This window comes from Dactylosporangium sp. CS-033363, from assembly GCF_050942475.1.
Lineage (GTDB): Bacteria > Actinomycetota > Actinomycetes > Mycobacteriales > Micromonosporaceae > Dactylosporangium.
This window is the reverse complement of the sequence record NZ_CP192032.1, coordinates 2,599,499-2,609,652: the sequence shown is the minus strand read 5'-3', so window position 1 is coordinate 2,609,652 and position 10,154 is coordinate 2,599,499. Positions and strand designations below refer to the sequence as shown.

The 10,154-nt window shown below is 72.9% G+C and carries 11 protein-coding genes; 8 read left to right on the top strand and 3 right to left on the bottom strand.

The features are described from left to right. Nucleotides 1-10: 10 nt before the first annotated feature. Genes ACQPZ4_RS12050 through ACQPZ4_RS12040 form a run of 3 tightly spaced genes read left to right on the top strand, consistent with a single transcriptional unit; the run spans nucleotide 11 to nucleotide 2,833 of the window. Nucleotides 11-814: an enoyl-CoA hydratase/isomerase family protein gene (locus ACQPZ4_RS12050; RefSeq protein WP_433059080.1), complete on the top strand. Its 804-nt coding sequence runs from the start codon at nucleotides 11-13 to the stop codon at nucleotides 812-814. Next, on the top strand, nucleotides 811-1,932 hold the full coding sequence (locus tag ACQPZ4_RS12045) for a hypothetical protein (protein WP_433059077.1): 1,122 nt from the start codon (nucleotides 811-813) through the stop codon (nucleotides 1,930-1,932). Before ACQPZ4_RS12050 ends, ACQPZ4_RS12045 begins: the two co-directional genes overlap by 4 nt. A gap of 31 nt (nucleotides 1,933-1,963) precedes the next feature. After that, nucleotides 1,964-2,833: a lytic polysaccharide monooxygenase auxiliary activity family 9 protein gene (locus ACQPZ4_RS12040; protein WP_433059074.1), complete on the top strand. Its 870-nt coding sequence runs from the start codon at nucleotides 1,964-1,966 to the stop codon at nucleotides 2,831-2,833. 194 nt (nucleotides 2,834-3,027) lie between these two features. Here ACQPZ4_RS12040 and ACQPZ4_RS12035 read toward each other — a convergent pair whose 3' ends face one another. From ACQPZ4_RS12035 to ACQPZ4_RS12025, 3 genes are read right to left on the bottom strand one after another with little or no spacing between them, the layout of a single operon-like run. Continuing rightward, on the bottom strand, nucleotides 3,028-3,690 hold the full coding sequence (locus ACQPZ4_RS12035) for a GntR family transcriptional regulator (protein ID WP_433059071.1): 663 nt from the start codon (nucleotides 3,688-3,690) through the stop codon (nucleotides 3,028-3,030). A 51-nt stretch (nucleotides 3,691-3,741) separates the two neighbouring features. After that, complete coding sequence (locus tag ACQPZ4_RS12030) at nucleotides 3,742-4,509, bottom strand: SDR family NAD(P)-dependent oxidoreductase (RefSeq protein WP_433059069.1); 768 nt, start codon at nucleotides 4,507-4,509, stop codon at nucleotides 3,742-3,744. Then, entirely contained in the window at nucleotides 4,506-5,111 is a 606-nt protein-coding gene (locus tag ACQPZ4_RS12025; protein WP_433059066.1) for a TetR/AcrR family transcriptional regulator, read from the bottom strand. Before ACQPZ4_RS12025 ends, ACQPZ4_RS12030 begins: the two co-directional genes overlap by 4 nt. Before the next feature lie 98 nt (nucleotides 5,112-5,209). Here ACQPZ4_RS12025 and ACQPZ4_RS12020 point away from each other — a divergent pair, with 98 nt between their 5' ends. The 5 genes from ACQPZ4_RS12020 to ACQPZ4_RS12000 are packed head-to-tail and all read left to right on the top strand — an operon-like array spanning nucleotide 5,210 to nucleotide 10,154. After that, nucleotides 5,210-5,968 carry a 3-hydroxyacyl-CoA dehydrogenase gene (locus tag ACQPZ4_RS12020; RefSeq protein WP_433059064.1) on the top strand — a complete coding sequence of 253 codons (759 nt, stop codon included), beginning with the start codon at nucleotides 5,210-5,212 and terminating at the stop codon, nucleotides 5,966-5,968. A gap of 23 nt (nucleotides 5,969-5,991) precedes the next feature. Continuing rightward, nucleotides 5,992-7,158 carry a thiolase family protein gene (locus ACQPZ4_RS12015; protein ID WP_433059061.1) on the top strand — a complete coding sequence of 389 codons (1,167 nt, stop codon included), beginning with the start codon at nucleotides 5,992-5,994 and terminating at the stop codon, nucleotides 7,156-7,158. Between the two features lie 5 nt (nucleotides 7,159-7,163). After that, nucleotides 7,164-8,333 carry an acyl-CoA dehydrogenase family protein gene (locus ACQPZ4_RS12010; protein ID WP_433066465.1) on the top strand — a complete coding sequence of 390 codons (1,170 nt, stop codon included), beginning with the start codon at nucleotides 7,164-7,166 and terminating at the stop codon, nucleotides 8,331-8,333. Further along, nucleotides 8,330-9,127 (top strand): crotonase/enoyl-CoA hydratase family protein, encoded by a 798-nt coding sequence (locus ACQPZ4_RS12005; protein ID WP_433059058.1) that lies wholly within the window; start codon nucleotides 8,330-8,332, stop codon nucleotides 9,125-9,127. The genes ACQPZ4_RS12010 and ACQPZ4_RS12005 overlap by 4 nt, the downstream gene beginning before the upstream one ends. Nucleotides 9,128-9,131: 4 nt before the next feature. Then, nucleotides 9,132-10,154, top strand: coding sequence for a phosphotransferase family protein (locus ACQPZ4_RS12000; RefSeq protein ID WP_433059055.1), 1,023 nt, complete (start codon nucleotides 9,132-9,134; stop codon nucleotides 10,152-10,154).

Here is a 10,154-nt window from a genome sequence, read left to right as displayed (position 1 = left end):
GCTCACCTGCTTGCTTTTCGACACGGACGCCGGGGTCGCCACGGTGACCCTGCATCGGCCCGACCGGCTCAACGCGATCGACCGCGTCATGCTCGACGAGCTCAGTGCGGTACTCCGCTGGTGTGACACGGCCGACGAGGTGGGCGCGATCGTGCTCACCGGGGCCGGGAAGGCGTTCTCGGCCGGTTCCGAGATGACCGAGGACGGCTTCGGCGGTGCCGAGCCGGACCGGCCGGTTCCGGGGTGGATCGCGCCGTACCAGGTGCGCAAGCCGATCGTCGCCGCGATGCAGGGCGCGGCCGTCGGCGCCGGGCTGACCCTGGCCATGCAGTGCGACATCCGGATCGTCGCGTACGACGCCGTGCTCGCGCTGCCGTTCGTGCGGCTGGGCGTGACCGCGGAGTGGCTGGGGCACTGGAACCTGGTCCGGCACGTCGGCCTGGGCCGCGCGCAGGAGCTGCTGCTGACCGGCCGCCGCTTCACCGGCCCGGAGGCGGTCGCCTGGGGGCTGGCGATCTCGGCGCTGCCGCGCGACCAGGTGCTCCCCCGCGCCCAGGCCCTGGCCCGCGAGATCGTCGAGCACGCCGCCCCGGTCGCGGTCGCGGCGACCAAGCGCCTGCTCTGGGAGGCCGTGGACGCCGACCCGTTCGCCCACGGCCGCACCGAGCGGCTCGTGATGGAGGCGCTGCTCGAGCGCCCCGACGCCCGCGAGGGCGTGTCCGCCTTCCTGCAGCACCGCCGCCCGGCCTGGACCGGCCGGCCCTCGACCGACCTGCCAGCCTGGCCCAACGAACACGGGGAGGACTCCGCGTGACCGCCATCGACCAAGAGTTCATCGGGGTACCGTCGCCGGCCCTCGGCCGCGCGGGCGCCGGTGGCCACCCGTGCCAGGGCGTCTACTACACCCCGTCCGGCCGCGCCCCGCGCACCGCGTTCATCGCCGCGCACTACAACGTCGACTTCAGCGAGCACTACATGGCCACCCGGATGGCCGAGCGCGGCTACGGGTTCCTGGGCTGGAACACCCGCTTCCGGGGCGCCGAGCACCTCTTCAGCCTCGACCACGCCCTGGCCGAGATCGGCGTCGGCGTGCAGCTGCTGCGCGACCGCGGGGTCGAGCAGGTGGTGCTGCTGGGCAACTCGGGCGGCGGCTCGCTCATGGCCGCGTACCACTCCCAGTCGCGGGAACCGAACATCCGCCCGGCGTACGGGCGGACCAAGGTCTTCGAGCCGGCCCTGCACCTGCCGCCGGGCGACCTGATGGTGTTCCTGGCCGCGCACCCGGGCCGCCCGGAGTGGATCACGCGCACCATGGACCCGTCGGTGACCGACGAGCACGACCCGAACGCCGTCGACCCCGAGCTGGACATGTACGACCCGCGGCACGGCGGTACCTACTCGGCGGACTTCCTGGAGCGCTACCGGGCCGCGCAGATCGCCCGCAACCACCGGCTGACCGCCTGGTGCAAGGAGCAGCTCGACGCGTGGCGGGACCGCCCGGCCCGCGACCGCATCTTCACCATGGGCCGCACCTGGGCCGACCCGCGCTACGTCGACCCGTCCATCGACCCGTCGAACCGCCCGACTCCCATGTGCTACTTCGGCGACCCTCGTCGAGCCAACTACGGCGTGATGGGCGTCGGCGTGGTCAACACCATGCGCACCTGGCTCAACATGTTCAGCCTGGAGGAGTCGGACTGCGTGGCGGCCAAGCACCTGGCCCGGATGGACCTGCCGACGCTCGTGGTCCAGCCGGACGCGGACAGCGGCGTGTTCCCGAGCGACGCCCAGGGCCTGTACGACGGCGCGGCCGCCACGGACAAGGAGTTCGTGACGCTGCCCGGCGACCACTACTTCGCCGACGCCGAGGTCAACCGCGACACGGTGGCCGACACGCTGGCCGACTGGCTCAAGGGGCGCTCCGCTTTGTGAACCCTGGCGGCCTCATACCCGTACCACTCAGGTGGATGACTCGAGGTTTGTCGCGGCCTTGGCGGCCGGCGTGCTGGCCGTCCTGGTCCTGCCGCCGGCCCCGGCGCACGCGCACGGGGCGCCGTCGAGCCCGGTGAGCCGGGCGTACGCGTGCGGGGCGGGCACGTCCCAGCAGAAGGGCTCGGCCGCCTGCAAGGCCGCGACCGCCGCCGGCGCCGACGTGGCCGACTGGGACAACATCCGGGTGGCCGGCGTGAACGGCCGCGACCGGCAGGTCATCCCGGACGGCAAGCTGTGCAGCGCCGGGCTGAACGCCTACCGGGGCCTCGACCTGGCCCGCGCGGACTGGCCCTCGACCAGGCTCACGGCCGGGGCGGCGTTCACGTTCCGGTACTCCGAGACCATCGCGCACAGGGGCAGCTTCCGGCTCTACGTCACCAAGGACGGCTACTCCCCGACCCGGGCGCTGCGCTGGTCGGACCTGGAGACGGCGCCGTTCGCCGCGGCGACCGACCCGGCGGTGCAGGACAACGCCTACACCATCAAGGCCACGCTGCCGAAGGGCAAGACGGGCCCGCACCTGATCTACACGATCTGGCAGAACACCAGCACCGAGGACACGTACTACTCGTGCTCCGACGTGGTCTTCGCCGCCGTCGCCACCACCACGTCAGCGGCGGCCACTCCTACGGCTGCTGCTGCGGCTGCTCCTGCGGCTGCTCCCTCGGCCGTCGCGACCGGGTCCGCGGGTCTGGCGGCGAACTCCGCCGCGCCTTCGGCCGGCGAGCCCCGGCTCACCGCCACGTCCTCGAGCGCGGCAACGCCGGCCCTCGCCGGGGCCGCGCTGCTGGCCCTGGCCGGAACCGCGGTGGTGTGGATGCGCCGCAAGCGCGCCCGGTGATGCAGATGTGCCCGAGTTCAAAGCGGCGCCGGGACTGTCAGCGCTCTACTGCTGAGCTACGCCCCGTCGAGTCGGGACGGCGGGAGTTGCACCCGCGACCTCTCTATCCCAAATAGAAGTATCCGATGCCTGCGCACCGGGCACCATCTGCACCAACCACGCTAGCAGCGCCCTTCGGCGCAGTCGCGCGAATATCAGCCCTCGTCGTCCTCCCCCTCCTCGCGGAGGGAGGCGACGATCGTCGAGCGGGCGGCGAGGATGTGCGCGCGCATGACCGCCTCGGCCCAGGCGCCGTCGCGGGCCCGCAACGCCTGGACGAGTTCGGCGTGCTGGCGGACGCTCGTGCGCATGCGCTCGCCGCCGTACCGCTGGAAGGTCCGGAAGATCAGCGGCGTGTCCATGATGCCGCGGACGATGCTGTCGAGCTGGGTGTGCCGGGAGGCCCGCAGGATCGCGCGGTGGAAGTCCCCGTTGAGGACGGTCAGCTCGTCGGCGGCGGCCGCGCCCTTGCGGGACAGGGCCGTCATGCGGGCGGCGATCTCGGCGATCGCGTCGAGCTCCTCGTCGGTGATGCGCTCGGCGGCCAGGCGGGCGCCGTAGCTCTCCAGCATGGCGCGGACCTCGTAGTTGTCCTCGAGCTCCTGCTCCGACCAGGCGACCACCCGGGCGCCGCGGTTCGGGGCGAAGTCGACCAGGCCCTCGGCGTCGAGGCGGCGCAGGGCCTCGCGGACAGGGGTGCGGGAGACGCCGGCGCGCGCGGCCAGCTCCTCCTCGCGCAGCCGTTGGCCGCGGGCGAACTCGCCGGTCAGGATGCCGGCGCGGATGGCCTCGTACGCCGTCTCGGCCGCCTTGGCCATGCACCGCTCCCTGACCCTCGTCGGAATGGATCCGGGCGCGATTGTACGGGCTCAGATGGTGGCGGCGAGGCCTCCGTCGACCAGAAGCGTCGTTCCGGTGACGTACGAGGAGGCCGGGCTGGCCAGGAACAACAGCGCGCCGTCGACCTCGGACTGCTCGGCGAAGCGGCCCAGCAGGCTGTGCTCGGCGACCATGGCCCGCAGGTTGTCCTCGCCGTGCGCCGTCATCTCGGTGGCGACGTAGCCGGGGCACAGGGCGTTCACCCGGATCCCCTTGCGGCGGGACCACTGCTGGGCGAGGTCGCGGGTCAGGCCGATCACGCCCGCCTTGCTGGCGGCGTAGGAGGCTCCGGGGTACCGCGACGCCACGACGCCGTGCACGCTCGCCACATTGACGATCGAGGACCCGGCCGGCATCACCCGCGCGCAGGCCTGGGCCATCCAGAAGGTGCCGTGCAGGTTCACGTCGACGATCTGGCGGAACGAGTCCGGGGTGTCGCGCAGCGCCGGCACCGAGCCGCCGAGGCCCGCGTTGTTGACGAGGACGTCGACCCGGCCGAAGTCCGCCACCGCCGCGTCGGCGAGGGCCTGGCACTGCTCCGGCACGGTGACGTCAACCGCCTGGACGAGCACGGTCGTACCCGCTTCGCGGAGCTCCTCGGCGAGCTGCTGAAGGCGGTCCACGCGCCGGGCGCCGAGGACGAGGGTGCCGCCGACGGCCGCGACCGCCCGCGCGAAGCCCAGCCCGAGGCCGGAACTGGCACCGGTGACGACCACGACCCGGCCGTCGAGCCGGAACGCGTCCAACGGGCCGCTCATCGTGCCTCCAGACCCTGGTACTGCACTGTGGCGAGCGCGAGGTCGCGGTACCGGCGAGCCATGGCGGAAGCGTCGACCGGGCCGCCGGGACGGAACCAGCCCGCCACGCCCTGGCACATCGAGAGGATCGCGCGGCCGCACTCGTCGGGGTGCGGGGTGCGGAACACGCCCTGCGCCACGCCCCCGCGGATGGTGTCGCGCAGCTCGCGCTCGAGCTCGTCGCGCCGCTCGACGTAGCGGGCCCGGTTCTCCGGGGTGAGGCTGCGCCGCTCGGAGTCCAGGAACGCCAGGTCGCGGTGGTGGGCCATGTACAGCACGATCGCCTCCACCAGCGCGCTGAACCGCGCCGTGCAGTCGGTCCCGGCCTCGTCCAGCGCGGCCCGGGCGTGGGCCAGCACGATCCGCATCGCGTGGTCGAGCAGCTCGCGGAGCATGGCCTGCTTGTTCTCGAAGTGGTAGTAGAGCGCGGGCACGGTGACCCCGGCCCGGTTGGCGATCTTGCGGACCGAGGTCCCGTCGTAGCCGTGCTCGACGATCTCGTCCAGCGCCAGGGCCAGGAGGGGCTGCAGCTCCAGTGGGGGGTACTCCCGCCAGTCGCTCAATGTCACTCCTCTCGGCCGCTCCAGAACCTAGCAAACGCTCGCTAAGTACGCTAGCTTAGCGATCGCTAACTCAGTCAATCGGGTGCGGAGGTCGTGGCATGGAGGTCCGGGGCAAACAGGCACTGGTGACCGGGGGCGCGTCCGGGCTCGGGCTGGCGACGGTGGAAGCCCTCGCCGCCGCCGGGGCCCGGGTGGTGGCCCTCGATCTGCCGGGTGCCGACCGCGGGCGGCTCGACGCGCTGGGCGCCGCGGTCCGGTTCGCGGGCGCTGATGTGACGGACGAACAGGCGGTACAAGCGGCGGTCGATCTTGCCAATGACGACGGAGGGCTGGCGGTGCTGGTCAACTGCGCCGGCATCGGCAACGCGTTCCGGACCGTCGGGAAGCAGGGGCCGTTCCCCCTCGCCGACTTCGAGCGGGTGATCCGGGTCAATCTGGTCGGCACCTTCAACGTGCTGCGCCTGGCCGCGGCCGCGATGGCCGGCAATCCGGTCGACGGCGAGGAGCGCGGGGTGATCGTCAACACGGCGTCCGTGGCGGCGTTCGACGGGCAGGTCGGGCAGGCGGCGTACTCGGCGTCCAAAGGTGCCATCGTCGGGATGACGCTGCCGGTCGCCCGCGACCTCGCGTCACTCAAGATCCGAGTCGTGACCATCGCGCCCGGCACGTTCGAGACGCCGCTGCTGGGTCAGGTGTCGCAGGAGATCCGCGACTCGCTGGGCGCGCAGGTGCCGCATCCGAGCCGGCTGGGTCATCCCGCCGAGTACGCGCAGCTGGTCACCTCGATCGTCGCCAACCCGATGCTCAACGGCGAGACCATCCGGCTCGACGGTGCCATCCGCATGGCCCCGCGCTAGTCATCGCTCTTGAAGGGAACGCAATGCGTCAAGCCGTCATCGTCGATATCGTCCGGACCGCCTCGGGCAAGGGCAAGCCGGGCGGTTCCCTCTCCGGCGTGCACCCGGTCGACCTGTACGCCACCGTCCTGCGCGCCCTCGCGGAGCGCAACGACCTGGACCCGGCGCGGGTCGAGGACGTCATCACCGGCTGCGTCGGCCAGGCCGGGCAGCAGGCGCTGAACATCGGCCGGCACGGCGTGCTGGCCGCGGGCTGGCCCGAGTCGGTGCCCGCCACGAGCATCGACCGGCAGTGCGGCTCCAGCCAGCAGGCGCTGCACTTCGCCGCGCAGGGCGTGATGGCGGGCGCCTACGACATCGTCGTCGCCGGCGGCGTGGAGTCGATGAGCCGCGTGCCGATGGGCGTCTCCACGATGGGTGAGGACGCGCAGGGGCCGTTGGTGCGGCGGCGGTACCCCGAGGGGCTGGTCGGCCAGGGCATCTCGGCCGAGCTGATCGCGCAGAAGTGGGGGCTGTCGCGGGAGCGGCTGGACGAGTACTCGGCGCGGTCGCACCGCCTGGCCGCCCAGACCGCCTCGACCGGCGGGTTCGACCGGGAGATCGTGGCCGTCGGCGAGTTCGCCGCGGATGAGACGATCCGCCCCGCCACGACCGCGGAGAGCCTGGCCGGGCTGCGGTCCGCGTTCGACGCGCCCGAGATGCGCGAGCGGTTCCCGGACCTGGACTGGCGGATCACCGCGGGCAACTCCTCGCCGCTGACCGACGGCGCCTCGGCCGCACTGATCATGGGCGAGGACGTGGCCGAGCGGCTCGGCCTGCGCCCGCGGGCCCGCTTCCACGCGTTCGCGGTGGCCGGCGACGACCCGATGCTCATGCTGACCGCGCCGATCCCGGCCACCCAGCAGGTCCTGGCGCGGGCCGGACTTGCCATCGACGCGATCGACGCCTACGAGGTCAACGAGGCCTTCGCGCCGGTACCCCTGGCGTGGCTGGCCGAGATCGGCGGCGACCTCGAGAAGCTCAACCCGCGGGGCGGCGCCATCGCGCTGGGCCACCCGCTCGGCGCCTCCGGCATCCGGCTCATGGCCACGATGCTCAACCACCTCGAGGCCACCGGCGGCCGGTACGGGCTGCAGACCATGTGCGAGGGCGGCGGCATGGCCAACGCCACCGTCATCGAGCGCCTGTGAAGGATATGTGGGCCCGGCGCCCGTTCTTCTCCGCCGACCAGGAGGCGTTCCGGGCCAGCGTGGCCGAGTACCTCGCTCGAAACGTCACCGCGAACGTCGAACCGTGGGATGAGGCCGGCGTCATCCCACGGGAGCCGTGGGTGGAGGCCGGGCGGCAGGGGCTGCTCGGCATCAACGCCCCCGAGGAGCACGGCGGCGGCGGAGCCCTGCGCGACTTCGGCTTCCGCTGCGCGATGATGGAGGAGTTCGCCCGGGTCGGCGCCACGTCCCTGGCCTCGGGCTTCGCCGTGCACGCCGACATCGTGCTGCCCTACTTCTTCGACCTGGCCACCCCGGAACAGGCCGCGCGGTGGCTGCCGGGCCTGTGCTCCGGCGAGAAGATCGGCGCGATCGCCATGACCGAGCCCGGCACCGGCTCGGACCTGCAGGGCATCACGACCACGGCCCGGCTCGACGGCGACCACTGGGTGCTCAACGGGGCCAAGACGTTCATCAGCAACGGGATCCTGAGCGACCTCGTGATCGTGGTGGCCCGCACCGACCCCGACCCGGCCGCCGGGAGCCGCGCGTTCAGCCTGCTGGTCGCCGAGCGGGGGATGCCGGGCTTCGAGCGCGGCCGCAAGCTGGCCAAGGTCGGCCTCAAGAGCCAGGACACGGCCGAGTTGTACTTCGACGACGCGATCGTCCCCGCCGGCAACGTGCTCGGCGAGGTCGGCCGCGGGCTGTCATACCTGATGAGTCACCTGCCGCTGGAGCGGCTGGGCATCGCCGTCGCCGCGTGCGCCGGTGCGCGGGCGGCGCTGGCCTGGACCCTCGGGTACGTCACCGAGCGGCGCGCGTTCGGCCAGGCCGTCGCCGGGTTCCAGAACACCCGGTTCGCGATCGCCGAGATGCTCACCGAGCTGGAGGTGTCGCAGGCGTACGTCGACGACGCCGTGCTGCGCTTCAACCGCGGCGAGCTGAACGCGGTGGACGCGGCCAAGGCGAAGTGGTGGGCGACGGAGATGCACAAGCGGCTCGTCGACCGGTGTGTCCAGCTGTTCGGCGGGTACGGGTACATGCTCGAGTACCCGATCGCCCGCGCGTACGCCGACACGCGCGTCACCACCATCTACGGCGGTACCACGGAAATCATGAAACACATCATCGCCCGCGACGTGTTGGAGAGCCGATGACCACTCCCGTGCTCTATGAGCAGACCGGACACATCGCCGTGATCCGGCTGAACCGGCCGGAGGCCCTGAACGCCGTCAACGCCGAGCTCTCCACGGGCGCCGGCGAGGCGCTCGAACGGGCGGCGGCCGACCCCGAGGTGCGGGTCGTGGTCATCACCGGCAACGGGCGGGCCTTCTGCGCCGGCGCGGACCTCAAGGAGCTGGCCGCCGGGCGCTCGGTGGCCGCGCCGGAGCACCCGGAGTGGGGCTTCGCGGGGCTGGTCCGGCACTGGATCGACAAGCCGCTGATCGCCGCGGTGAACGGGTTCGCGATGGGCGGCGGCACCGAGATCGCGCTCGCCTGCGACCTGGTCGTCGCGGCCGAGGACGCCCGGCTCGGGCTGCCGGAGGTCAAGCGGGGCCTGATCGCGGCCGCGGGCGGGGTGGTGCGGCTGCAGCGGCAGATCCCGATCAAGCGCGCGCTGCAGATGGCGCTCACCGGGGACGCCATCGACGTGCAGGAGGCGGCGGAGTGGGGGCTGGTGAACGTGGTCGCCCGGCCTGGCGCGGCGCTTGCGGAGGCGCTGGAGCTGGCCTCGCGGGTGGCGGCGAATGCTCCGCTGTCGGTGCAGTACACGAAACGGGTCATGTATCAGGCGGCCGCGTCGGACTCGGACTGGGATCCGGACTGGTCGCGGCTGGAGCCGTGGGCGGTCAACCAGGAGGCGACCGGCATCGTGTTCGGCAGCCGGGACGCCAAGGAGGGGCCGACCGCGTTCGCCGAGAAGCGGGCGCCGGTCTGGGAAGGCCGGTAGCCCCGTGCGGGAGCTGGTGCGCCCCTCGGTGCTCGGGCCGGCGCTGGCCGCGGCGCTCGGCGACGACGGCTGGCGTACTTTTGACGTCACGCTGATCGCGGGCGGGAAGTCCAATCTGACCTTCGATCTCTCGTCTGCGGCCGGCTCGGTGGTGCTGCGCCGGCCGCCGACCGGCGCGCTCCTGCCCAGCGCGCACGACATGGGGCGGGAGGCGCGGGTGCAGCGGGCCCTTTCCGGTACCCCCGTGCCGGTGCCCAGGGTGCTGCTGGAGGACTCCGGCGACCTGCTCGGCGTGCCGTGCTACGTGATGGAGAAGGTCGACGGGCACGTGGTCCGCGACGAGCTGCCGCCGGGCTACGCCGCTGAGCCGGCCGACCGGGTCGCGATGGCCGACGCGCTGATCGACGTCCTGGCCGAACTGCACCGCCTGGAGCCGGACGCCGTCGGGTTGGGCGACTACGGGCGCCCGGCCGGGTTCATGGCGCGGCAGCTGCGCCGCTGGCGCGGCCAGTGGGACGCCTCGAAGACCCACGAGCTGGACGAGCTGGACGAGCTCGGCGCCCGCCTGGTGGACGCGGTCCCGATCGGCGGGCGGTCCGCGATCGTGCACGGCGACTACCGGCTCGACAACTGCCTGCTCGACCGCGCCGACCCGGCGCGGGTCCGGGCGGTGCTGGACTGGGAGCTGTCCACCCTGGGCGATCCGCTGGCGGACCTGGGCCTGCTGCTGTTCTACTGGCGGGAGCCCGGGGAGCCGAAGCCGCTGCTCACGCCGGCCATCACGCGCGGTGCGGGGTTCCCGGCCCGCGCCCACCTGGCCGAGCGCTACGCGCAGCGGACCGGGGCGGACTTGGCGGAGCTCGCGTTCTACGAGGCGTTCGCACACTTGAAGTTCGCCGTCATCGCCCAGGGGGTGGCGGCGCGGGCGGCGGCCGGCGCGATGGCCGGGCAGTCGTTCGGCGACCTGGATGACGAGGTCCGGCGGATCGCCGCCGAGGGTTTGGCCGTACTCGACCGGAAAGGCTGA

Bases quoted from the DNA above. Each gene is read 5' to 3' on its own strand.
- ACQPZ4_RS12005 (WP_433059058.1), top strand. From the start codon at position 8,330: ATGACCACTCCCGTGCTCTATGAGCAGACCGGACACATCGCCGTGATC.
- ACQPZ4_RS12015 (WP_433059061.1), top strand. From the start codon at position 5,992: ATGCGTCAAGCCGTCATCGTCGATATCGTCCGGACCGCCTCGGGCAAG.
- ACQPZ4_RS12010 (WP_433066465.1), top strand. From the start codon at position 7,164: ATGTGGGCCCGGCGCCCGTTCTTCTCCGCCGACCAGGAGGCGTTCCGG.
- ACQPZ4_RS12030 (WP_433059069.1), bottom strand. From the start codon at position 4,509: ATGAGCGGCCCGTTGGACGCGTTCCGGCTCGACGGCCGGGTCGTGGTC.
- ACQPZ4_RS12035 (WP_433059071.1), bottom strand. From the start codon at position 3,690: ATGGCCAAGGCGGCCGAGACGGCGTACGAGGCCATCCGCGCCGGCATC.
- ACQPZ4_RS12020 (WP_433059064.1), top strand. From the start codon at position 5,210: ATGGAGGTCCGGGGCAAACAGGCACTGGTGACCGGGGGCGCGTCCGGG.